The following is a 22163-nucleotide window of genomic DNA, read 5'->3' as shown; positions in this document are numbered from 1 at the left end:
CGACACGCTGGTCAGCAAGATCATGGCCAAAATTCCAGCCCCCGCCAAGCCGCTTGAACATGAAAAGCTCGCCGCCTAGAATGAGCCCCCACGCTCCGCCGCTACGCGGGTCGCTGCCCCCCGGGGGGGCTGAACTTGCTCGGGGCGGCCCTTCGCTGCGTTCGCTGGCCCCCACGCGCCGCACTGACGTGTCGTCGCTGCCCCCCGAGGGGGCTGGCCTCGCTTGGGGCGGCCCTTCGCTGCGTTCGCTGGCCCCCACGCGCCGCACTGACGTGTCGTCGCTGCCCCCCGGGGGGGCTGGCCTTGCTTGGGGCGGCCCGGCGCTGCGTTCGCTGGCCCCCACGCTCCGCACTGACGTGTCGTCGCTGCCCCCCGTGGGGGCCGCTGCGCCTGCGGCCCGGCACAGCCGGTTCCGCGGCCCCGGCTTGAATAAAGCGCCCTCGGCGCTGCGGCCGTCAGGAGCATGCCCATGAGCAGGCCTTCATCCGACGCAGAGCAGTTGCTCAGACGCCTCGAGTGGACCGTGCTGCGCCGGCTCGACGGGCTGCTGCAGGGCGACTACCGCACGCTGCTGCGCGGCACCGGCATGGACCTGGCTGATCTGCGCGAGTACCAGCACCATGACGACGTGCGTCACATCGACTGGAACGTGACGGCGCGGCTGTCGACGCCGCATGTACGCGTGTTCACCGAAGACCGTGAAATGAGCGCCTGGTTTTTGCTCGACCTGAGCCCGTCAATCGACTTTGGCTCGGGGAGCCAGCGCAAACGCGACGTGTCGGTCGAGTTCGTCACCGTGCTGGCACGCCTGCTGACGCGCCACGGCAACCGTGTCGGCGCCCTGCTGTACGGCTCGGGTGTGGATGCGGTCGTTCCGGCACGTGGTGGCCGCCGCCACGTGCTGCGCCTGCTGCACACCATGCAGACACACCCCGAAGCCACCGCAGCCATGACCACCCGGCTGCATGAGCTGCTGGAATCTGCCGGCAATCTGGTGCGCCGCCGCTCGACCCTCTTTGTCGTGTCTGACTTCATCAGCGAGCCGGGTTGGGAAAAGCCCCTGGGTATGCTGGCCCTGCACCACGACGTGATCGCCGTGCGCCTGCTGGACCCTCTGGAGCTTGACTTGCCCGATCTGGGATTGGTCCCCCTGCGCGATGCCGAAACCGGCGAGCAGTTGCTGGTCGACACCCATGATGCAGGGTTTCGCAAGCGCTTTGCACGCATTGCAGCGCAGCGTGAGGCCGAGTTGCGCCAGGCCTTGGCACGGGCCGGCGTGGACACGCTGGAACTGTCCACCGACGACGATTTGGTGGATGCCATCATGCGGTTCACGGATTTGCGCAAACATCGCAGCCGGGCCGTCAGCGGAAGCGGCGCAAGCGTCAAATTCCCCACGCACCTCCAGCAGTTAGCCTGATCGCCCCAAGGAATCGACATGACTTTCTTCTGGCCCCAACTCCTCTGGATGCTGCTGCTGCTGCCCCTGCTGGTGGCGATGTATGTCTGGTTGCTGCGCCGCAAGAAAAAAACAAGCCTGCGCTATGCCAGCCTGTCCATCGTGCGCGAGGCCATGGGCCCGGGCCAGAGCATCCGCCGGCACCTGCCGCCTCTGCTGTTTTTGCTGGCCATGGCCACCATGCTGCTGGCAGCCGCCCGGCCCCTTGCCGTGGTCACCCTGCCCTCGCAGCAGGAAACCATCATGCTGGCCATGGACGTCTCGGGCAGCATGCGCGCGACCGACGTGCTGCCCAACCGCCTGGTCGCGGCCCAGAATGCCGCCAAGGCCTTTCTGGCGGAATTGCCACGCACCGTGAAGGTCGGCATCGTGGCGTTCGCGGGCACCGCCTCCGTGGTGCAGCCCGCGACCGTCAACCGGGAAGATCTGACTGCCGCCATTGACAAATTCCAGCTGCAACGCGGCACCGCGATCGGCAACGGCATTGTGGTGTCGCTGGCCGAGCTGTTTCCCAACGCCGGCATTGACCTGGCTTCCATGGATTATGGCCGGGAGCGCCAGCGCGGCGTCGCGATCGACCAGTCCTCCAAGGAAGGACAGGATGCAAAAAAGGATTTCATCCCGGTTGCGCCGGGCTCCTACACCTCGGCCGCCATCATTTTGCTGACCGATGGGCAGCGCACCACCGGCGTGGACTCGCTCGAGGCCGCCAAAATGGCCGCCGACCGCGGGGTGCGCATCTACACGGTGGGGGTCGGGACGGTCGATGGCGAAACCATAGGCTTTGAAGGCTGGTCCATGCGCGTGCGGCTCGACGAGGAAACCCTCAAGGCCATCGCCCGAACGACGCAGGCCGAGTACTTTTACGCAGGCACGGCGACTGACCTGAAAAAGGTTTACGAAAGGCTGAGCTCGCGGCTGGCCGTCGAGAAAAAGGAAACCGAAATCTCCGGCTTGCTGGCACTGGCTGCAGCCGCTTTGGCATTGCTGTCGGCGGGGCTGTCATTGCTGTGGTTTAACCGGATTCTTTGAGCAGTCCGAAAGTAGTGCGACATACTTTGTCATCCTGAGCGCAGCGAAGGATCTCGGCATGCCGGCAAGATTCTTCGTGTTGCTCAGAATGACAGCATGGGGGACGTCGCCTTCGTTACGGACTGCTGAGTAATCGGAGGCAATCGTCGCTCAACCGGGGACGACTGAATGATGGACGTATTCGTCATGGCATAAGGAATCACCTTATCTATCAAACGTTCCAAATCCTCCACTGATCGAAGGTGGGCGCGCGCGATAAAACAATCTTCCCCGGTAATCCGGTCGCATTCGACGATTTCCGGCAAACCTCGAAGCGTGTCGGCAACCTTGTGAAGCTGGCCAGGGATCGGTCTGATCCGAAGCCATGCGGCGACCGGCAGGCCAAGTGCCTTTGGATTGATCTTGATGGTGTAGCCCTCGATCACGCCGGCCTCTTCCAGCCGTTTGATGCGCTCCGATACGCTCGGCGGCGAAAGACCCATCACACGGGCCAACTCGGCAATGCTGATGCGCGCATCGGCGATAAGGGCCTCAAGCAGCTTCACATCTGTCGCGTCAAGCTGGTCGTTTTCATATCGAAGGCGTTTCATTGTTTTTACCTTTCTAAACACAAGTGCTTTTCGATTATCCCGAATAACGCATATAGAAAATAGCCAATCCAGCTCTCACAATTGAATCACAAAAGGAGAGTTCAATGCCACCATCCAAATGGACGTTCAACAGCGCCGCTGAAGTCCTCCCGCCCCATTCCTGGTTTGGGGTAAGCGCCGTATTTCACTATCTCGGGCCATCCTTCGCCGTGCTTCTTTTTCCAGCTGTTGGCGTTCTGGGCGTCGCATGGTTTCGCATAGCCTCCGCTGCTCTTGTTTTCGCGCCGTTCACAAAACCCTGGAGGACGATACGGGATGCGGATAACAAAGCGCGGCTCCTGCTCGTAGGGCTTGGCGCGTGCCTTGCGGTGATGAACACGTCGTTCTACCTGGCGCTGGACCGTTTGCCGATGAGCCTTGTTGCGGCGATGGAGTTTGTCGGCACGATCGGCATAGCCCTCTACGGTCTGCGCAGTCGTCGCAATGTGATCGCGCTCGCACTGGCCATTCTTGGTGTCTTCATCCTGATCGATGTGAAATGGTCTACCGACCCGCTGGGCCTGTTCTGGGCGACCCTGAACGGTGCGCTTTTTGTGGGCTACATCATCCTCGGCCACAAGGCAGCCGAAGGCGGGGCGAGTGGCGGCGTTGAACGCCTCGGTGCAGCCATGGCGATTGCACTTGTCTTTCTCATGCCGATAGGCCTGGCCCAAGCGATCAAGGCGTTCGGCGCCGTCGAGTTGGTACTTGCCGGCATCGGCGTCGGCATCTGTTCATCGGTGATACCTTACGTGTGCGATCAGCTCGCGATGTCACGCCTTCCCAGGGTGACATTCGCGCTTTTGCTGGCGTTGCTGCCCGCGACCGCGACCATCATTGCCGCCATTGTCCTGGCCCAGATACCCACGCTTCGGGACGTTTTCGGTGTTGCCCTCGTCATGATCGGGGTTGCGGCGCATAAACCTCCGAAAACGGCGTAGCACTGTATGGTGTGCGCGCCAGCTGCATCGCATCCTTTGATCCACATTCGGGCCGCCGATGCCTACGGGCACCTCTTCGGGCAGACCATTTGTGAACGACAAAACGGCGCGTGATCTTCAACGCCGGCTTCGTCAAGCTCACACTCGTTCGAAGATCGCAGCAATGCCCTGCCCGCCACCGATGCACAGCGTCACCAGGGCGTAGCGGCCGCCGGTGCGGTGCAGCTCGGCGATTGCCTTGGTGGTGATGATCGCGCCGGTGGCGCCGACGGGGTGGCCCAGCGAGATGCCCGAGCCGTTGGGGTTGACCTTTGCGAGATCGAAGCCCAGTTCCTTGATCACGGCACAGGCTTGCGCCGCGAACGCCTCGTTCGCCTCGATCACGTCGAGATCGGCCACCTTCAGCCCGGTGCGCTCCAGCACCTTGCGTGTGGCCGGAATCGGGCCTATGCCCATGTAGGCGGGCTCGACACCCGCATGCGCATAGCCAACCAGGCGCGCCAGCGGCTTCAGACCAAGCGCCTTCGCGCGGCTGCCCTCGGCCAGCACCACGGCGGCCGCGCCGTCGTTGATGCCCGAGGCATTGCCGGCCGTAACCAGGCCATCCTTCCTGAATGCGGGCTTCATCTTCGACAGCGTCTCGAACGTTGCATCGGCACGCACATGCTCGTCAGTATCGAACTGGACCACGCCTTTGCGTGTCTTGACCTCGACCGGGACGACCTGCGCCTTGAAGCGACCAGCGGCGATGGCTGCGGCGGCCCGGCGCTGACTCTCGGCTGCGAGCCCGTCCTGCTGCTCGCGCGAGATCCCATAGCGCGCCGCAACGTTCTCGGCCGTGATGCCCATGTGCATCTTCTCCCACGGGTCGTGCAGGATGCCGAGCATGTAGTCGATGAGCTGTGCATCGCCCATGCGTGCGCCGTAGCGCGCCGCAGTATCGAAGTAGGGGCCGCGGCTCATTGATTCGGAGCCGCCGCCAATCGCGATGTCGCAGTCGCCCAGCGCAATCGCCTGGGCTGCAGATACGATCGCCTGAAGGCCCGAGCCGCATAAGCGGTTCACGTTGAAGGCCGGTGTGTCGATCGGACAGCCCGCGTCGATGGCGGCTACTCGGCTCAGATAGGCGTCCCTGGTGTCGGTGGGAATCACATTGCCCATCACCACGTGGCCGATTGCGTCGGGCGCGACGCCGCTGCGCTCGATCGCGGCGCGCACCGCGGTGGTGGCCAGCTGGGTGTTGGGCACATCCTTGAGCGCGCCGCCGAAGGTGCCGATGGCGGTGCGGGCGGTGCCGACCACATAGATGTCGCGTAGGGACATGGTTTTTCTCCAGGTAGTAGATCCGTCAGTGGCCGGCAAACTGCGCGGCCTGTCTGGCGTAGAAGGCTTCCACGCCGGCTCTGAAATCCTGCGTGCCCGCGCATTGTGCAAAGGCTGTGGCTTCGGCGCTGAGCTGGGCGGGCAGGCTGCGGTCGAACGACTCGCGCATCAGACGCCTCATCGCACCGTAGGCCAGGGTCGGGCCGGACGCCACGCGCTGCGCCAGCGCACAGGTCTCGGCTTCGAGCTGGTCTGCAGGCACGACCCGGTTGACCAACCCCAGGCGCTCGGCATCGGCAACGGTGAGCGATTCGCCCAGCAGGGCGATTTCCAGTGCGTGCCGCAGCCCCACCAAACGGGGCAGCACCCATGAAGAGCCGGAATCGCAACTGGCGCCCAGGTTGACGAAGGCCAGGTTAAGGTGCGTGCCCTCGGCGATCAGCACGAAGTCGGACTGCATCATCAGGCTCAGGCCTGCGCCGGCTGCCACGCCGTGCACCTGGGCGATCAATGGCGCATTCATGGTCGCCAGGACGGCCAGGGCCTCATGAAACGGCGTGATCAGGTCGATGGCCCCTTGCACGGGGTCGGCCCGCAACGTCGCCAGGTCGCCGCCTGCCATGAATCCCTTGCCGGCACCGCATAGCACGATGGCACGAACGGAGCGGTCATCAGCGAGCTCGCGCGCAGCGGCCAGCAGCGCCTGCGCCATCGGCACGTCGATCGCATTGAGCACCTCAGGACGGTTAAAGCGAACCGTGGCGACAGCGCCGGCGCGTTCGAGTTGAAGGGGTGCTTGGGTGGTGTGAGGTGATATTTCGGTGGTCATGGCAGTCATTTCGGTGTAGGCCTTTCAGTGGTACAGGGCCTCGATTTCCGCGGCGTAGGTCTTGTAGATGCTGGAGCGCCGCACCTTCATGGTGGCGGTGACTTCACCATCGTCGTGGTCCAGTTCCTTGGTCAGCAGGTGGAATTGGCGGATTTGCGACACCTGGGCCAGTCGCTGGTTGCCCTGGCCAATTTCCGCGTCAATCAGCTCGCGCACCTGCGGGTGTTCGGCGAGCGAGCGGAAATGGGTGAAGGGGATGCGGCGCGCCTCGGCCCATTTGCCCACGATTTCATAATCGATCTGCACCAGGGCGCCGACGAACTTGCGCCCCTCGGCCACGATGATGCATTCCTTGATGTAGGGGCTGCCCTTCATCGTGTTCTCGATTTCCGAGGGCGTGAGATTCTTGCCGCCGGCGGTGATCATGATGTCTTTGAGGCGGTCCACGATGCGCAGCTGGCCGCCTTCCTCGCGCACCACGTCGCCGGTGTGCAGCCAGCCGCCCTGGATGCTGGTAGCCGTGGCTTCAGGGTTTTTGTAGTAGCCGGCGAACACCATGTCGCCGCGCAGCAGCAGCTCGCCGTCGGGGCCGATACGGTGCTCCACACCCAGCGTGGGAATGCCCACCGTGCCCACCACCACCTGGTCGCGCCGGTGGCCGGTGACCATGCCGCTGGACTCGGTCAGGCCATACACCTCCACCAGCGGCACGCCCAGCACGCGAAAAAAGCGCACCACATCGGGCGGTATGGGCGCGGCGCCGGTGAGCGCCACTTGCGCCTTGCGCAGGCCGATGAAATTTTGCAGGGCGCGAAAAACAGCCCAGTAGCTGGCGAAGTAAGCCAGTTTTTCGCCGGCTGTCCAGGCCGAACGGGGCTTTTCGGCCAGGTCCTTGCAGGTTGCCCAGGCTTTCTGGAACAGCGCGCGGCGCAGGCCGCCGGTTTCCTGCAGCTTGATGCTGATGGCGGCGTGCATCTTTTCCCAGATGCGTGGCACACCCAGGAACATGGTGGGCGCCACTTCGCGCAAATCCTCTTGCACGGTGCGAATGGACTCGCCAAAGTTCACCTGCGAGCCGGCATAGATGGGCACAAAGGTGGTGAGCATCTGCTCGGCCACATGGCACAGCGGCAGGTAGGACAGGTGGCTGGTGTCGGCCGACAGGCCCAAGCGCTCCACGATGCCAGGCACCACGCCGCGGATGTTGCGGTAGGAAATCATGGCGCCCTTGGGCTTGCCGGTGGAGCCCGAGGTGTAGATCATGAGGCCGATGTCGTCCAGCGTTTGCCGCGACAGGGCTTCGTCGATGAGCGCCAGCTTGCCGGCGGCGGCGCCGGACTGTTCCACCTCATCAAAGGTGGCGATGAGCCGGCGTGCTTCGGGGGCAAAGCTGCGCAGGCCCTTGGTTTCCATGACGACGATCTTGCGCAGGCGCGGCAGCTGGTCGAGTGCGGCCAGCACCTTGTCGGTTTGCTCCTGGTCTTCGCAGACCATGATCTCGATGTCGGCATGGCCTACCACATAGGCCACTTCGGTCGTAGGGCTGGTGGGATAGACGCCCACGGTGACGGCCCCGACCAGGCCGGCGCCCATCTGCGCCAGCACCCACTCGATGCGGTTTTCGGAAATCACACCGACATGCCCACCGGCGGGCAGACCCATGGCACGCAGGCCGAGGCCGAAATGGCAGGCGCGGCGGTAGTAGCTGTCCCAGCGCACGGGCTTCCAGATGCCGAAGTCTTTTTGCCGGATGGCAACGCGCTGGCCATCAGTGCGCGCGCGTTCGCGCAACATCTGCGGCAAAGTGAGGTCGGGAAGAGAATTGAAAGCAGGCATATCGGATCTTCACGCGCAGGCGTATGCAACGGTCGCAGCGCCATGCCAGTGACACCGCAGAACCGGCTTCGCCGGGCTGCTGGTGTCGCCCCCTTGAGGGGGAGGCGGCTTGCGCGTTGTGAGCAAGCAACGGGGGTGGGTCATGACAACCAGCGCTTGCGGCGCTTGTAGTGTTTGATTTCGCGAAAACTTCGGGTTTCGCCGCCACCGCCCACGCCGAGGTAGAACTCGCGCACGTCGGGGTCGCTGGCCAGCCGCTCGGCGCTGCCGTCAATGACGATCTTGCCGTTTTCCATGATGTAGCCGCTGTGCGCCACGGCCAGCGCCACGGTGGCGTTCTGCTCCACCAGCAGCATGGACACGCCGCGCTCGGCGTTGATGCGCGCGATGATGGCGAAGATGTCTTCCACCAGCTTGGGCGACAGGCCCAGCGAGGGCTCGTCCAGCAGGATGAGCTGCGGCTGGGCAATCAGCGCACGGCCTATGGCCAGCATCTGCTGCTCGCCACCCGACAGGTAGCCGGCCAGGCCTTTGCGTCGCTCGTGCAGGCGCGGGAAGTAGGTGTAGACGAGGTCAAAGTCAGGCTTGACAGCGCCGCGACCCGTGAGGGCGTAGGTGGCGGCGACCAGGTTTTCTTCCACGGTGAGGTCCTCGAACACCCGGCGCCCCTCCATCACATGGCTCAGGCCCTGGCGCACCAGCTGCTGGGGCGCCTGCCGTGTGGTGGGCTGGCCATTGAACAGGATGCTGCCGCTCTCCAGCTCGCCGTCTTCCAGCGCCAGCAGACCCGAGATGGCCTTGAGCGTGGTCGACTTGCCCGCCCCGTTGCTGCCCAGCAGGGCCACAATCTGACCGCGAGGCACGGCCAGCGACAGGCCGCGCAGGGCCTGCACCACCTGGTTGTAGATGACCTCGATGTTGTTGACTTCGAGGACGTGGTCCGCAGCTTGGCTGGCCATGGCGTTAATGTTCATCTGCATTTCAGTTTTCCACCACGCTGGCGCGCGACCTGCGACATAGGCATGCAACTGGCGCGGCGCAGTACCAGCAGACGCCGCGGAACTGGCTTTGCCAGGCCGCTGGCGTCGCCCCCTTGAGGGGGAGGCGGCTTGCGCGTTGTGAGCAAGCAACGGGGGTGTGTCATTTCACAGGGTGATCCAGTCGGACGCGGGCACCATCTTCTGCGCCTTCATGTCGGCTTTGTAGACGCGGCCGATGGGGATCGAGTTGCCCTTGATGGTGATCGGCACGCCGATCAGGCCGCCGGTGTCGAAGTCCTTGATGCTGTTGAGCGCGGCCTTGAGGTTCTTGCCGTTGAGCTCCTTGCCGGCGTCCAGCGTGCGCTTGGCGGCCTCGGTGAACAGCATGGCCGCCAGAAAGCCCTGGATGTAGGCCGTGCTCTGGTAGTCGGGGCGCAGCTGGCGGATCTTGTCGAGCATCGGCGACTTGGCCGAGGTGTCGTAGTAGTAGCGGTAGGGCATGACGCCCATGAAGCCGTCGCCTGCCTCGCCCATCTTCATGACGGTGGAGCTGTCCATGGTCCAGAAAGTGCCCATCCACTTGCTCTTCATGCCCATCTGCTTGCCCTGCGTGATGAACTCGGGAATCGGTGCCAGGACGTAGCCGTGAAAGATCGTGTAGTCGGGCTCAGCCCGGCGCAGTTTGATGACCTCGGTGGATACATCCACGCTGCCGGCCGGGGTCATGATCTTCGCCGACACGGCCAGCCCGAGCTTCTTCGCCATGGCCTCGCTGGCCTCGATCGGGTCGCGGCCGAACTCGGAGTCGGAATAGACGAAAGCCACCTTGGCGCCGGGCTTTTCCTTGGCGATGTGGCGCAGCAGGATGCCGAACATCTCGGTGTAGTCGGGTCCCACCAAAAACTGGTTGGGGTACTTCCTCGGATCGTTCAACTCGGTGGCAAACGACGCACCCGCCATCATGATGCTGCCGCTGCGGTCGAGTTCGGGGTTGATGGTCTTGGAAAAACCGGTGGAGTCGCCGTAGTACAGATGGATCTTGTTCTGGCTGGTGATCTTCTTGAAGGCGGCCACCGACACGTCAACCTTGTACCCCGTGTCTTCCGGCACATAGCGCAACTTGCGTCCCTTGATGCCACCGGCATCGTTGGCGATCTTGACGTAGTCGGAAATGCCGGCGTTGATCCCCACGCCAGCAAAGGCGAACACCCCGGTCATCGGAATCGAGCCGCCAATGACAATGTCTTCATTGGCCTGGGCTTTGACCAGCGGCGCGGCGAGCGTCGCACCGACGGCCAGCAGCAGCGCGCGCCGGCGTGAGGAAGTGGTTGGTTTCTGCATGCTTGTCTCCTAGTTTCTTGAGTTGCCCGTGGCCTAGGGCCTGTTCACACTAATTTCGAAACGGCCACAGATGGAAAAAACGGCGAATGCGCCGCCACACTTCTGCGAGCCCATGCGGCTCGAACACCAGAAATCCGATGATCAGCAGCCCGAACACCATGGTGCGCACGGGCGACAGAAAGACGGTCAGTTCGCTGCCGCCGGGCAGCAGGTCGACGGCCAGCTTCAGCAACTCGGGCACCATGGTCATGAAGACAGCGCCGAGAATGCCGCCCACGATGGAGCCCATGCCGCCAACGATGATCGCCGCCAGGAAGAAGATGGACATCAGCAGCGGGAAGCTCTCGGGAGTCACCACGCGGAAGAAATACGCCCACAAGCCGCCGGCAACGCCCGCGTAGAACGAGGACAGGCCGAACGACAGCAGCTTGTAGCGCAGCAGCGGGATGCCCAGTACCTCGGCGGAAATGTCGCGGTCGCGGATGGCAATGAAGGCCCGGCCCACACGGGTGCGAAACAGGTTGGCCGCCCCCAGCAGCATCAGCACCGTCATCGGCACGATCACCCAGTACAGGCGGAACGACGTGTCCAGCACGAGCCCGAGCACACTCGCGGGTGGGACCGTGATGCCCCCCGTGCCGCCTGTGAACTTCATGTTGGCAAAAATGAAATGGGCGATGAAGGAGGCGGCAATCGTTGCGATCGCGAGGTACAGGCCCTTGACCCGAAGCGAGGGAATGCCCACGACCAGCCCACCGAGCATGGCAACCACGCCCCCGGCGAAGATGTTCAGCAAAAACGGGGTTCCTGCGCGCGTTTGCAGGATGGCCACGGTGTAAGCGCCCAGCCCCATGAAGGCGGCTTGCCCCAGGCTCACCAGGCCGGTGTAGCCGGTCAGGATGTTCAGGCCGGTGGCGCTGGCGACGTTGATGCTGACCAGACAGGCGAGGTACAGCCAGTAGTCGCTCGCCACGAAGGGGAACAGCAGCAGGAGTGCCGCCGCCATGGCGAGCCAGGCCTGCTGGGTGCGCGAGTCAAACAGCGCGGCGTCGGCGACGTAGGTTTCCTTGAGAGTGCCGATGCGCATCAGAGTCTTTCAATTTCATGGGTGCCGAACAGCCCGTACGGGCGGATCATCAGCACGACGACCAGCACGATGAAGGTGGCCAACAGCTTGTATTCGCCACCCAGGTAGGCCCCCGCCAGCGCTTCGACCAGACCGATGAACAGGCCACCCACCAGCGCACCGAACACGCTGTCGAGCCCGCCGACGATGACCACCACCAGCACCGACAGCCCGAAGACGCCCATGGACGAAGAAATACCGCCGATCGAGCCCACGATGATTCCGGAGACGGCGGCGATCATGGCCGAGACCACCCAGGCCAGCGAGAATACCCGCGGCACGTTGATGCCCATGGAGTACGCCGCCGCCTGGTCCGATGCCGTGGCGCGCAGGGCGACGCCGCCGCGCCAGAACCGGAACACCAGCAGCACCGCCGCGATGAACAGGACGGCCATCACGGCGCCGTAAAAGACCTTGGGCGCCAGGAATGCCTCGCCAATCATCACCGGCGTATTCGGCATGAATTCCGGCAACCGGCGCTGGTCCGCGGTCCAGATCATTTCCACCAGCCCCACCAGAACGGAGGCCAGGCCCACCGTGACCATGAATACCGAGATCGGCGGCTCCCCCAACAGCGGACGGATCATGGTGCGCTCGATCACGGCACCCAGCAGGCCCGAGCCCAGCACGGCGGCCGCAATGGCCAGCCACAGGGGCAGCGCGAACGTGGCAGCGAAGGTGAAGAACAGGTAGGCGCCGGCCATCAGCAATTCACCGATGGCGATGTTCACCACGCGCGTGGCCTTGTACACCATCACGAAGGCCAGCGCCGCGAGCGCATACAGGCCGCCGCCGGCAATGCCGGTCAGGCTGATTTCAAACAGGTAGGCCCAATCCATCAGACAGCTCCCTGGGCATCAACGTTGGCGGTGGTGCCGGCCTGCAGCTTGCGACGCAGGTCACCCACGTCGCCGGAGCCGAGGTAGGCGCGGATCACCTCGGGGTCGGCCTGCACAGCGGCTGGTGCGCCCTGGGCAATCACCTGGCCGAAGTTGAGAACGACCACATGGTCGGACAAATCCATCACCATGCCCATGTCGTGCTCCACCATCAGCACGGTCACGCCCCACTCCTCGCGCACATCGAGGATAAAGCGTGCCATGTCCTCGGTTTCCTCGCGGTTCATGCCGGCCACGGGCTCGTCCAGCATCAGGATTTCGGGCTGCATGGCCAGCGCGCGGGCCATTTCCACACGCTTTTGCAGGCCGTAAGACAGCGCGGAAACCGGCGCGTGACGGATGTGGTCGATCTCGAGGAAATCGATGATGCGCTCTTCGATGTCGGCGCGCAGCGCGGCCTCTTCGCGGCGCGCGCGACCCAGGTAGAACAGGGCGTCGAGCACGTTGGACTTCAGGTGCGCGTGGCGGCCGAGCTTGATGTTGTCGAGCACGGTCATGCCGCGAAACAGCGCAATGTTCTGGAAGCTGCGGCCCAGGCCCATTTTCGCGCGCTGCGGCGCCGGCCGGTGCGTGATGTCCTGACCCTTGAAACGCACGCGGCCACCGGTGGGGCGATAGAAGCCCGAGATGGTGTTGAACAGCGAGGTCTTGCCCGCGCCATTGGGCCCGATGACTGCGGTAATGGAGCCTGGCGCCACATCAAAGCCCACACCGCTGAGCGCGCGCACGCCGCCGAAGGCCAGCGTGACGCCCTCCACCTGCAGCAGGGGCGAGGCGGTGAAAAGGCCACTTTGAAGTGTTGTCTCCATCGGCTTTCTTATGCGGGTTTGTGCGAAGCGGAAAATTTCTACTTTTACGTAAAATACTTACTTGTGAGTAGATTCTAGATTTCACCAACAATCCCAACATCAGGTCTTTCCCTAGGAGCCTGTCGGACTTGGGACTTGGGACGTCGACAGCGAGAATTGGGCCGCGAAGACTGCGTTTTCAGCCCGTTTGCAAGCGACACTTCCCAAGTCCGGCAGGCTCCCGGATCCATCCGCCATGACAAAAAAACCAAACGCATCCACACCCCCACACACTGCGGCACCGGCATCGCCTTGGGCCCCAGCTTCAGCGCGTGAGCAGCAGCGCGAGGCCAAGCGCAATGCCGTGCTGCAGACGGCTGCGCAGATGTTCAACGAACGCGGCTTTCATGCCACCTCGCTGGATGACGTTGCCGCCAGGCTGAATGTCAGCAAGCCCACGCTCTACTACTACGTCAAGAACAAGGACGAGATCCTGTTTGAGTGCGTACGCGCCGGCCTGCACATGATGCAGGCCGGCATTGAAGAGACGCGCCGCAATGGCGGAGCCGCCATCGAGCAATTGATGGCGTGCATGCGCATTTACGGGCGGATTGTCACCATGGACTTTGGCATGTGCCTGATCCGCATTGGCGAAGATCCTCTGCCCCCGGACAGCCGCAGGGAGCTGCGCCGGCTGAAATCGGCGATCGACCTGGAATTTCGCCGCCTCATCACGGCCGGGGTTGCCGAGGGTTCGCTGGTGCCGTGCGATCCGAAAATCACCGCCTTCGCGATTGCCGGCGCTTTGAGCTGGATCGGGCGGTGGTACCAGCCAGACGGAGAATACTCCGCCGAAGACATCGTGGATCAGATCATGAATACCCTGCTGGGGAGCATTGTCAAGCCAGACGCCCCTGTCACTCGCATCGCGCCGACCCGGCGGACCGCCGGCCGGGCCGTGGCGGCAAAAAGCGCCTCCTCACGCAAAACAACCTCGCGTTGATCGCCTGGATCAGCCTGTCACCACGCGCGCGCCATGCGTTGCCAAGGACCTTCGTCATTTGACGGACTGTTTGCCGGCAACGACCAACGCGACGCCACCGAGAATGGCAGCGGAGGCGACCAAGAGGCGTTGCGTGATGGGTTCACCGAGAAAAACAATGCCCCCCAGGGCCGCTATGACTGGCACACTGAGTTGAACGGTGGCAGCACTGGTTGCCCTTAGTTCCCGCAAGGCCGTGTACCACACGGCATATCCCACCCCGGAAGTCAGCGCCCCTGACGACACCGCGTACCCAACACCCGAGCTATCCAGCGACGCCCAGGGAAGCATCGCCGCACTCAGGCCCGCCGTGAAAAGCGCTGCCCGCAGAAAATTGCCAGCCGTCACGCGGGTGGGATCCCCGCTTCCTTTGCCTCGCAAGGAATAGATGCCCCAGGCAACACCGGCGGCGAGCATCAAAACAGCGCCATGCAGGGGCGGTGCCGAGAGCCCCGGCAGCAACAGGCCTACGAGTCCGCAGCACGCTGCGATGAGGCCAAGGGTCTGCCGCCTTCCCAGACGCTCTCCGGTCCATAGTCCGTAGCCGATCATCGTGGCTTGCACGGCGCCGAACAGCAAGAGGGCACCGGTGCCCGCCGGCAAACTGACATAGGAAAAAGAAAAGGCTGCCGCATAGGCAAACAGTGCAAGCGCAGACGGCCAATTGCCCGATGCACTCTTGGCGCCCCCTGTCCCGCCACGCAGCCGCACGATCAGCCAAAGCGCGAGGGCACCGGAGATGATTCGAATTGACGTGAAGCTCGCTGGATCTATTCCAGTGCGCTGCAATGCCAACCGGCAGAGCAAGGAGTTTCCCGCGAAAGCAATCATCGCCAGCAATGTCAGGAGAAGTGCCTGCGTGCGTGACATCAAGAAATTTCCGGGAAATTCGAGCCCCCCAGCTTACACCGGGGCCGACAAGCGACCCGACACCAGCCTGAGCTGCCGCCCGCAACGCGCTGCCAGCCCCTCGTCATGCGTCACCATGATGAAGGCCGTGCCCTGGTCCCGCGCCAGCTGCAGCATCAGCTCAAACACGCCATCGGCGGTGCTCCGGTCCAGGTTGCCGGTGGGTTCATCGGCCAGTACGCAGGCCGGTTGCGTGACCAGCGCACGCGCGATGGCGACACGCTGGCGCTCGCCCCCCGAGAGTTCGGACGGGCGGTGGTGGATGCGATCCATCAGGCCCACATTTGCTAGCATTTTGGTAGCCACCTGCGCAGCTTCCGCAGGGGTTTGACGCCGAATCCATAAGGGCATGGCGACGTTATCCAGCGCGCTGAACTCGGGCAGCAGGTGATGGAACTGGTAGACAAACCCCAGGTGCTGGTTGCGCAGCTGGCCCTGCTGCTCGGCGTCGAGCCGCGAGAAGTCTTGCCCCTTGAGCTGCACATTGCCGGCGGTGGGGGCATCCAGGCCGCCCAGCAGATGCAGCAGCGTGCTCTTGCCGGAGCCCGAGGCGCCGACGATGGCCAGCGTCTCGCCGGCATGCACCTGCAGGTCCACGCCGTGCAGCACGGTCAGGTCGATCAGGCCTTCGTGGAAGCGCTTGGTCAGGCCCTGGGCACTGAGGACGATTTCCCCATTCAAGCCGGGGCCGCGGAACCGGCTTTGCCGGGCCGCAGGCGCAGCGGCCCCTTCCCCATGTGAAAGGGGCAGCGAACCACTCGAAGAGGGGAGCGTGGGGGCCATGTTATTCATAACGCAGCGCCTCCGCCGGGTTCACGCGGCTGGCGCGCCAGCTGGGGTAGATGGTGGCCAGAAACGCCAGCGCCAGCGAGATGAGGGCAATCGGCATGATGTCGGCGTATTGCGGCTCGCTCGGCATGCGGCTGATGAGGTAGATGTCTTTGGGCAGAAAGCTGGCGTTGAGCAGTTGCTCCAGCGCCGGCACGATGACATCAATGTTGAAGGCAATGCCCAGACCCAGCAGCAGGCCCGACAGCGTGCCGATCACGCCGATCATGGCGCCCTGCACCACAAAAACACCCATGATGCTTTTCGGGCTGGCGCCCAGGGTGCGCAAGATGGCGATGTCGGCGCGCTTGTCGGTCACCGTCATCACCAGCGTGCTGACCAGGTTGAAGGCCGCCACCGCGACGATCAGCGTGAGGATGATGAACATCATGCGTTTTTCCAGTTGCACGGCGGCAAACCAGGTTCTGTTTTGCCGCGTCCAGTCGCGGATCAGCAAGTCACCGCTCAGGCTTCTGGACAATTCGAACGCGACTTCACGCGCCTGGTGCAGGTCCTTGAGCTTGATGCGGATGCCGGTCGGCCCTTCGAGGCGGAAAATCCTGGCGGCATCGTCCTGGTGCATCAGCACCAGCGCCGAGTCGTATTCAAAGTGGCCGGAGTCAAAGGTGCCCACCACCGTCATCTGCTTCAGGCGCGGCACCACGCCGGCCGGAGTAACCTGGCCGCTGGGCGCAATCAGCGTCACCGTGTCGCCTTCGCGCACGCCCATGGCGCGCGCCAGTTCGCCGCCCAGCACCACGCCAAATTCGCCGCTGACCAGGCGCGGAAACGCCGTGTCCTTGAGCTGCACCGCGAGATCCGTCACCTGGCCCTCCAGCGCCGGGTCGATGCCGCGCACCAGCGTGCCCTTCATGTCTTCGCCACGCGCCAGCAGCGCCTGCGCCGCAATAAAGCTGGCCGCGCCGGTCACCTGCGGGTTGCGCTTGATCTCGGCCAGGGTCTTTTGCACATCCGGCAGGGCCGCGCCACCGGGCGCAAACACCTCGATGTGCGAAATCACGCCCAGCATGCGGTCACGGACTTCCTTCTGGAAGCCGTTCATCACGCTCAGCACAATGATCAGCGCCGCCACCCCCAGCGCGATGCCCAGCATGGACACGCCCGAGATAAAGGAAATAAAGCCATTGCGCCGCGTGGCCCGGCCGGCGCGGGTGTAGCGCCAGCCCAGAATCAGCTCGTAGGGAATTTGCATACGCGTGATTGTGGCATCCCGGACAATAGCGCCATGTCTGCTGCCCCCTCTCCCCGCCCGTCGCCGCCCGCGCACCATCTGCTGATCCCGTTTGCCGCCTGCGCCTCCGAGGCCTGGCCGCAGGCCATGCAAGACCTGCCGCCCGACCATCTGCGCCACCTGGGCAAGCTGCTGCAGGGCATGAAACCGGCACACACCGACCACGGCGACGTCCATTCGCTGTCAACACCGCATGAGCGAGTGCTGGCCCAGGCCTTCGGTCTGCCGATCGCCGACGGGCTGATTCCCTGGGCGGCCTGGCAGCATCTTCAGGCCGGCGGCGAGCCAGCCGGCAAGGCCTGGGCCCACATCACGCCCTGCTGCTGGGCCATGGGCCGCGAACACGCCACCCTGACCGACCCGGCGGCGCTGGGCTTGCAGGAGGCCGAGTCACGCACGCTGCTGGCGGCCATGCAGCCTTATTTTGAAAGCGGCAACATCACGCTGCACTATGTGGAGCCCACGCGCTGGCTGGCGCAAGGAGAGGTGTTCCGCACCCTGCCCAGCGCCTCGCTGGACCGCGTGCTGGGCCGCAATGTGGATGCCTGGCTGCCCGGAGCAGGGAACGTGAAGGCCGAGAAATTTTCCGCTGAGGCCACCGTGCGCAGCGAAGGGCCGCCCCAAGCAAGCACAGCCCCTTCTTCAAGTGAAAGGGGCAGCGTAACGCCGGAGGCACACGCAGTGGCAAGCGTGGGGGCCAGATCCATGCGCCTTCTGCAAAACGAAATGCAGATGCTGCTGTACACGCATCCGATCAACGATGCACGCGCTGCCAAAGGACTGCTCACCGTCAACTCATTCTGGATCAGCGGCACCGGCGCGCTGCCGGCGTCTTTTCACCGGGAAGCACTCCCCGACGTCCAGGTGCCGCGCGGCCTGGCTCAGGCCGCTTTCAACGACGACTGGGCCGCCTACGCCCAGGCCTGGGCAGCGCTCGATGCCGGCGAGGTGGCCGACTTGCTGCAACGCCAGCGCAGCGGCGAAGCGGTCCGGCTGACCCTGTGCGGCGAGCGCGGCGCGCAGACCTTTGAAACCGCCCATTCCGGCTTGTTCAGCAAAATCTCAAGCCTTTTCAAGCCAGAGCCCTTATGGAATGTGCTCAAGCAGCTATGAAAATCATAGTAAACAACAGTCTTCAAAAAACCACCCCATGAAAATACAAGTACGTGACGTGCCCCCGCGCAGCGTCTGGGCGCTGCAGCAAGCCGGCGTTCACCCCTTGCTGGCGCAGCTCTATGCCGCGCGCGGCGTCCATTCGGCCGACGAGCTCGACGATGGTCTGGCCCGGCTGCTGCCCCCCGCCTCGCTGCGGGGCGCGCGTGAAGCCGCCGTGCTGCTGGCCGATGCCATCGCTTCGAACCAGAAGCTGTGCATCGTGGCCGACTACGACTGCGACGGCGCCACCGCCTGCGCCGTGGCCTTGCGCGGCCTGCGGCTGCTGGGGGCGCAGAACATCAGCTACCTCGTGCCCGACCGCGTGATCGACGGCTACGGCCTGACCGCGCCGATCGCCGAGCGCGTCAAGGCCACCGGGGCCGATGTGCTGGTCACCGTCGACAACGGCATCGCAAGCGTGGAAGGCGTGGCACGCGCCAAGGCGCTGGGCTTGCAGGTGCTGGTCACCGACCACCACCTGCCCGCCCTGAAAGACGGGCAGATCACACTGCCCGCCGCCGATGTGATCGTCAACCCGAACCAGCCCGGCTGCGCATTTGAAAGCAAGGCCATCGCCGGCGTGGGCGTGATGTTTTATGTGCTGCTGGCATTGAGAGCCGAATTGCGTACCAGAGGCATCTTCACAGTTCGCCCTGAGCCTGTCGAAGGGCTGGCTTCGACAAGCTCAGGGCGAACGGAGCCACGGCTCGACTCACTGCTGCCACTGGTGGCATTGGGCACCGTCGCCGACGTCGTCAAGCTCGATGCCAACAACCGCCGGCTGGTCGCGCAAGGCCTCAAGCGCATACGCGCGGGCGCTCTGCCTGCAGGGGTGGCCAGCCTGTTTACCGCTGCCGGCCGCAACGCCACCGTGGCCACCACCTTCGACTTTGGCTTTGCCCTCGGCCCGCGCATCAACGCCGCCGGGCGCCTGAGCGACATGACGCTGGGCATTGAATGCCTGCTGACCGACGACCCGGGCCGCGCCGACGAACTGGCGAAAACGCTGGACGGCATCAACCGCGAGCGGCGCGACATCGAGGCCGACATGCGCGAGCAAGCCCAGCTGGCGGCCGACGCGATGATTGACGAAGATGAAGCGCCGCCCCCGGCGATCGCCATCTTCGACCCCGATTTTCACGAAGGCGTGGTCGGCATCGTCGCTTCGCGCATCAAGGACAAGCTGCACCGCCCGACCTTTGTCTTTGCCGCCAGCCAGGCGCCCGGCAAGGAGCACGAACTCAAGGGCTCGGGCCGCTCGATTGCCGGTTTTCACCTGCGCGACGCGCTGGATCTGGTCGCCAAGCGCCACCCGGGCGTGCTGCTGCGCTTTGGCGGCCATGCCATGGCGGCCGGCTGCACCATTGCCGAAGAGCACTTTGATGTGTTCGAGCAGGCGCTGCAGCAGGTCGCCCACGAGTGGCTGGACGCGGCCACCCTGACGCGCCGGCTGGAGACCGACGGCCCGCTGGCGGCCGAGTACCGGCGCGCCGACGTGGTCGACACCCTGCACAAAGAGGTGTGGGGCCAGGGCTTTGCGGCACCGACTTTCAGCGAAGAGGTCGAAGTGGTGTCGCAGCGGCTGGTCGGCGAGAAACACCTGGCCCTCAAGCTCAAGCACCAGGGGCAGCTGGTCGACGGCATCTGGTTCGGCCATACCGAGTCTTTGCCGGCACGCGTGAAGCTGGCCTTTCGGCTGGATGCCGATGAGTGGCAGGGTGTCAAACGGGTGCGGTTTCTGATCGAAGGCGCGGAGATTTGACGCTGGTCTAAGCGTGCTGCACCCGTCTTGGGGATGGATTGAACGGCAAATTAGCTATCAATTCAATAGCTGTCTGCGCATATTCAACGAGGGATGGAACCCTTATATGCTTATAAGAAGACATCACGGATCTGGCGACCGGCAGAGACGGCAAGGAATGACGTGAAGATCGCCCCGCCGCGCCGGCGTGAGGGTTTGCGGGCTTCGCGCCTGCAACAGCGCAAACACTGCACAGCGCCTAAAATGGGGCTGTGAGTCTTAAATCCATTCTTAACGCCGATCTCCACTGCCACTCGGTCGTCTCTGACGGCACCTTGACACCAGAAGCACTGGCCGAGCGCGCCAAGACCAACGGCGTGGAGCTCTGGGCCCTGACGGACCACGATGAAATTGGCGGCCAACATCGCGCCGCCGCCGCGGCCAAGGCCCAAGGCATGCACTACCTCACGGGCACCGAGATTTCCGTCACCTTCGCAGGCGTTACCGTGCACATCGTCGGCCTGGGGTTTGATGCCGACGACGCCGGCATGCAGCAAGGCCTGCAGAACACCCGCAGTGGACGCGGCCAGCGCGCCCATGAAATGGCCGAGGGCCTGGCCAAGGTCGGCATCAAGGGCGCTTACGAAGGCGCCTTGAAGTTTGTCGGCAATCCTGCGCTGATTTCGCGCACCCACTTTGCCCGCTTTCTGGTGGAGTCGGGCGTTTGCCGGGACACCTCCGAAGTGTTTCGCAAATACCTGACCGAAGGCAAGCCCGGCTACGTGCCGCACCGCTGGGCCAGCCTGCGCGACGCGGTGACCTGGATCACCCAAGCCAAAGGCGTGGCCGTGATCGCCCACCCGGGCCGCTACAAGTTCACGCCCAATGAAGAGTACGCACTGTTCACCGAATTCAAGGCGCACGGCGGGCAGGCGGTGGAAGTCGTCACCGGCAGCCACACCCCCCAGGAATACGTGAAATACGCTGAAACGGCCAAGGAATTCGGCTTGGCCGCCTCGCGCGGCAGCGACTTTCACAGCCCCGACGAAAGCCACACCGACCTGGGCACCCTGCCGTATTTACCGGGTGAGCTCACGCCGGTGTGGGAACTGCTGGCGGACCGCATCCAGTGATGGCCGGCCCCGCAAAAACCTCCCCCCACGCTCTGACAGGCATCGCGCTTCTGGTGGCCGCCGTGGCCTGCTTTGCCGTGCTGGACACCACCACCAAATTCATCTCCTTAAGCGTGCCCGTGCTGATGGCGCTGTGGTTTCGCTACGCGTTTCAGGCGGTAGCCACCACGGTGGCCGTGCTGCCCGTGCGCGGCTGGGGACTGCTGCGCACGGCCCATCCCAAATTCCAGTGCCTGCGCGGCATGCTGCTGCTCAGCGCCAGCGTTTTCGCATTTTTCAGCCTCAAGTACATGCCGGTGGGCGAGTTCACGGCCATTGTCATGATCACACCGCTGGTGATTACCCTGCTGGCGTCGCTCACGCTGGGCGAGCGAGTCTCCCTGCTGCGCTGGGCACTGGTGGTTGGCGGCTTTGCAGGCACCCTGATCATCATCCGCCCCGGCGGCGACGCATTTGACTGGACCATGCTGCTGCCGCTGGGTCTGGTGGCATCGCATGCCTGGTTCCAGATTTTGACCAGCCGGCTGGCCAAGACCGAAGATCCGGTCACCATGCATTTTTATACCGGCTGGGTGGGAACGCTGATTGCTTCGCTGGCCCTGCCTTTTGCCTGGGCCTGGCTGGACTCCTGGACACTTTGGGCCGGCTTGGCCCTCATGGGCCTCATGGGCACGGTGGGGCATTTCATGATGATTTTGGCCTATGCCCGGGCGCCGGTATCCGCGCTCACGCCCTTCCTCTATGCCCAGATCGGCTTTGCCATGGTCGGCGGGTGGCTGGCGTTTTCCCATGTTCCCGATCAGTGGTCGATGCTGGGCATTGCCATGATTGCGGTCTGCGGGGCGGCAGGCGCCTGGCTTGCCGTGCGCGAGAGCCGCGTCGCTGTTGAGCCACTCGAATCCTGAGACTCAAAGGACACC

20 protein-coding genes are annotated in these 22163 nt (G+C 64.1%); 8 read left to right on the top strand and 12 right to left on the bottom strand.

Annotated features, from left to right (window positions below):
• The first annotated feature begins 469 nt into the window (after positions 1-469).
• Both V6M61_RS03770 and V6M61_RS03765 read left to right on the top strand, forming a co-directional pair.
• Positions 470-1420 carry a DUF58 domain-containing protein gene (locus V6M61_RS03770; protein ID WP_332775218.1) on the top strand — a complete coding sequence of 317 codons (951 nt, stop codon included), beginning with the start codon at positions 470-472 and terminating at the stop codon, positions 1418-1420.
• 18 nt (positions 1421-1438) lie between these two features.
• The gene (locus V6M61_RS03765; protein WP_332775217.1) at positions 1439-2491 is read left to right on the top strand and encodes a VWA domain-containing protein; all 1053 of its coding nucleotides are present in this window, start codon (positions 1439-1441) and stop codon (positions 2489-2491) included.
• 83 nt (positions 2492-2574) lie between these two features.
• On the opposite strand, the gene V6M61_RS03760 is transcribed toward V6M61_RS03765, so the two are convergent.
• The gene (locus V6M61_RS03760) at positions 2575-3081 is read right to left on the bottom strand and encodes an Lrp/AsnC family transcriptional regulator (RefSeq protein ID WP_332775216.1); all 507 of its coding nucleotides are present in this window, start codon (positions 3079-3081) and stop codon (positions 2575-2577) included.
• 104 nt (positions 3082-3185) lie between these two features.
• Here V6M61_RS03760 and V6M61_RS03755 point away from each other — a divergent pair, with 104 nt between their 5' ends.
• Positions 3186-4061 carry an EamA family transporter gene (locus V6M61_RS03755; protein ID WP_332775215.1) on the top strand — a complete coding sequence of 292 codons (876 nt, stop codon included), beginning with the start codon at positions 3186-3188 and terminating at the stop codon, positions 4059-4061.
• Positions 4062-4199: 138 nt separating this feature from the next.
• Here V6M61_RS03755 and V6M61_RS03750 read toward each other — a convergent pair whose 3' ends face one another.
• The 8 genes from V6M61_RS03750 to V6M61_RS03715 all read right to left on the bottom strand — a co-directional run bounded on the left by V6M61_RS03750 (position 4200) and on the right by V6M61_RS03715 (position 13204).
• On the bottom strand, positions 4200-5384 hold the full coding sequence (locus V6M61_RS03750; protein ID WP_332775214.1) for an acetyl-CoA C-acyltransferase family protein: 1185 nt from the start codon (positions 5382-5384) through the stop codon (positions 4200-4202).
• 25 nt (positions 5385-5409) lie between these two features.
• A complete protein-coding gene (locus V6M61_RS03745) occupies positions 5410-6213 on the bottom strand; it encodes an enoyl-CoA hydratase/isomerase family protein (RefSeq protein ID WP_332775213.1) in 804 nt (267 codons plus the stop codon).
• A 24-nt stretch (positions 6214-6237) separates the two neighbouring features.
• Positions 6238-8049 (bottom strand): AMP-dependent synthetase/ligase, encoded by a 1812-nt coding sequence (locus V6M61_RS03740; RefSeq protein WP_332775212.1) that lies wholly within the window; start codon positions 8047-8049, stop codon positions 6238-6240.
• A 140-nt stretch (positions 8050-8189) separates the two neighbouring features.
• Positions 8190-9008, bottom strand: coding sequence for an ABC transporter ATP-binding protein (locus V6M61_RS03735; protein WP_332775229.1), 819 nt, complete (start codon positions 9006-9008; stop codon positions 8190-8192).
• A gap of 186 nt (positions 9009-9194) precedes the next feature.
• Positions 9195-10370 (bottom strand): ABC transporter substrate-binding protein, encoded by a 1176-nt coding sequence (locus tag V6M61_RS03730; RefSeq protein WP_332775211.1) that lies wholly within the window; start codon positions 10368-10370, stop codon positions 9195-9197.
• A 49-nt stretch (positions 10371-10419) separates the two neighbouring features.
• Entirely contained in the window at positions 10420-11457 is a 1038-nt protein-coding gene (locus tag V6M61_RS03725) for a branched-chain amino acid ABC transporter permease (protein ID WP_332775210.1), read from the bottom strand.
• Entirely contained in the window at positions 11457-12335 is an 879-nt protein-coding gene (locus tag V6M61_RS03720) for a branched-chain amino acid ABC transporter permease (protein ID WP_332775209.1), read from the bottom strand. The genes V6M61_RS03725 and V6M61_RS03720 overlap by 1 nt, the downstream gene beginning before the upstream one ends.
• Positions 12335-13204, bottom strand: coding sequence for an ABC transporter ATP-binding protein (locus V6M61_RS03715; protein ID WP_332775208.1), 870 nt, complete (start codon positions 13202-13204; stop codon positions 12335-12337). The genes V6M61_RS03720 and V6M61_RS03715 overlap by 1 nt, the downstream gene beginning before the upstream one ends.
• 235 nt (positions 13205-13439) lie before the next feature.
• Between V6M61_RS03715 and V6M61_RS03710 the strand changes: the two genes are divergently transcribed.
• Complete coding sequence (locus tag V6M61_RS03710; RefSeq protein ID WP_332775207.1) at positions 13440-14186, top strand: TetR/AcrR family transcriptional regulator; 747 nt, start codon at positions 13440-13442, stop codon at positions 14184-14186.
• Between the two features lie 54 nt (positions 14187-14240).
• Here the strand turns inward: V6M61_RS03710 and V6M61_RS03705 are convergent, their stop codons facing one another.
• From V6M61_RS03705 to V6M61_RS03695, 3 genes are read right to left on the bottom strand one after another with little or no spacing between them, the layout of a single operon-like run.
• A complete protein-coding gene (locus V6M61_RS03705; RefSeq protein WP_332775206.1) occupies positions 14241-15095 on the bottom strand; it encodes a DMT family transporter in 855 nt (284 codons plus the stop codon).
• Between the two features lie 33 nt (positions 15096-15128).
• Entirely contained in the window at positions 15129-15926 is a 798-nt protein-coding gene (gene lolD / locus V6M61_RS03700) for a lipoprotein-releasing ABC transporter ATP-binding protein LolD (RefSeq protein WP_332775205.1), read from the bottom strand.
• A complete protein-coding gene (locus V6M61_RS03695; protein ID WP_332775204.1) occupies positions 15919-17175 on the bottom strand; it encodes a lipoprotein-releasing ABC transporter permease subunit in 1257 nt (418 codons plus the stop codon). Before V6M61_RS03695 ends, lolD begins: the two co-directional genes overlap by 8 nt.
• 33 nt (positions 17176-17208) lie before the next feature.
• Here V6M61_RS03695 and V6M61_RS03690 point away from each other — a divergent pair, with 33 nt between their 5' ends.
• From V6M61_RS03690 to V6M61_RS03675, 4 genes are all read left to right on the top strand, one after another.
• Positions 17209-18327, top strand: coding sequence for a hypothetical protein (locus V6M61_RS03690; RefSeq protein WP_332775203.1), 1119 nt, complete (start codon positions 17209-17211; stop codon positions 18325-18327).
• Between the two features lie 37 nt (positions 18328-18364).
• The gene (gene recJ, locus V6M61_RS03685; protein ID WP_332775202.1) at positions 18365-20131 is read left to right on the top strand and encodes a single-stranded-DNA-specific exonuclease RecJ; all 1767 of its coding nucleotides are present in this window, start codon (positions 18365-18367) and stop codon (positions 20129-20131) included.
• 251 nt (positions 20132-20382) lie between these two features.
• On the top strand, positions 20383-21243 hold the full coding sequence (locus V6M61_RS03680; RefSeq protein WP_332775201.1) for a 3',5'-nucleoside bisphosphate phosphatase: 861 nt from the start codon (positions 20383-20385) through the stop codon (positions 21241-21243).
• Complete coding sequence (locus V6M61_RS03675) at positions 21243-22148, top strand: DMT family transporter (RefSeq protein ID WP_332775200.1); 906 nt, start codon at positions 21243-21245, stop codon at positions 22146-22148. The genes V6M61_RS03680 and V6M61_RS03675 overlap by 1 nt, the downstream gene beginning before the upstream one ends.
• The last annotated feature ends 15 nt before the right edge of the window (positions 22149-22163 follow it).

This window comes from Polaromonas sp. (assembly GCF_036676035.1).
Classification (GTDB): domain Bacteria; phylum Pseudomonadota; class Gammaproteobacteria; order Burkholderiales; family Burkholderiaceae_C; genus Polaromonas.
The sequence above is the reverse complement of the archived record's forward strand: the minus strand, read 5'-3'. Positions and strand labels throughout refer to the sequence as shown.

Bases quoted from the DNA above. Each gene is read 5' to 3' on its own strand.
- V6M61_RS03760 (WP_332775216.1), bottom strand. From the start codon at position 3,081: ATGAAACGCCTTCGATATGAAAACGACCAGCTTGACGCGACAGATGTG.
- V6M61_RS03695 (WP_332775204.1), bottom strand. From the start codon at position 17,175: ATGCAAATTCCCTACGAGCTGATTCTGGGCTGGCGCTACACCCGCGCC.
- V6M61_RS03720 (WP_332775209.1), bottom strand. From the start codon at position 12,335: ATGGATTGGGCCTACCTGTTTGAAATCAGCCTGACCGGCATTGCCGGC.
- V6M61_RS03675 (WP_332775200.1), top strand. From the start codon at position 21,243: ATGGCCGGCCCCGCAAAAACCTCCCCCCACGCTCTGACAGGCATCGCG.
- V6M61_RS03735 (WP_332775229.1), bottom strand. From the start codon at position 9,008: ATGGCCAGCCAAGCTGCGGACCACGTCCTCGAAGTCAACAACATCGAG.
- V6M61_RS03745 (WP_332775213.1), bottom strand. From the start codon at position 6,213: ATGACCACCGAAATATCACCTCACACCACCCAAGCACCCCTTCAACTC.
- V6M61_RS03690 (WP_332775203.1), top strand. From the start codon at position 17,209: ATGTCTGCTGCCCCCTCTCCCCGCCCGTCGCCGCCCGCGCACCATCTG.
- V6M61_RS03715 (WP_332775208.1), bottom strand. From the start codon at position 13,204: ATGGAGACAACACTTCAAAGTGGCCTTTTCACCGCCTCGCCCCTGCTG.
- lolD (WP_332775205.1), bottom strand. From the start codon at position 15,926: ATGAATAACATGGCCCCCACGCTCCCCTCTTCGAGTGGTTCGCTGCCC.
- V6M61_RS03710 (WP_332775207.1), top strand. From the start codon at position 13,440: ATGACAAAAAAACCAAACGCATCCACACCCCCACACACTGCGGCACCG.
- V6M61_RS03725 (WP_332775210.1), bottom strand. From the start codon at position 11,457: ATGCGCATCGGCACTCTCAAGGAAACCTACGTCGCCGACGCCGCGCTG.
- V6M61_RS03750 (WP_332775214.1), bottom strand. From the start codon at position 5,384: ATGTCCCTACGCGACATCTATGTGGTCGGCACCGCCCGCACCGCCATC.
- recJ (WP_332775202.1), top strand. From the start codon at position 18,365: ATGAAAATACAAGTACGTGACGTGCCCCCGCGCAGCGTCTGGGCGCTG.
- V6M61_RS03765 (WP_332775217.1), top strand. From the start codon at position 1,439: ATGACTTTCTTCTGGCCCCAACTCCTCTGGATGCTGCTGCTGCTGCCC.
- V6M61_RS03755 (WP_332775215.1), top strand. From the start codon at position 3,186: ATGCCACCATCCAAATGGACGTTCAACAGCGCCGCTGAAGTCCTCCCG.
- V6M61_RS03770 (WP_332775218.1), top strand. From the start codon at position 470: ATGAGCAGGCCTTCATCCGACGCAGAGCAGTTGCTCAGACGCCTCGAG.
- V6M61_RS03705 (WP_332775206.1), bottom strand. From the start codon at position 15,095: ATGTCACGCACGCAGGCACTTCTCCTGACATTGCTGGCGATGATTGCT.
- V6M61_RS03740 (WP_332775212.1), bottom strand. From the start codon at position 8,049: ATGCCTGCTTTCAATTCTCTTCCCGACCTCACTTTGCCGCAGATGTTG.
- V6M61_RS03730 (WP_332775211.1), bottom strand. From the start codon at position 10,370: ATGCAGAAACCAACCACTTCCTCACGCCGGCGCGCGCTGCTGCTGGCC.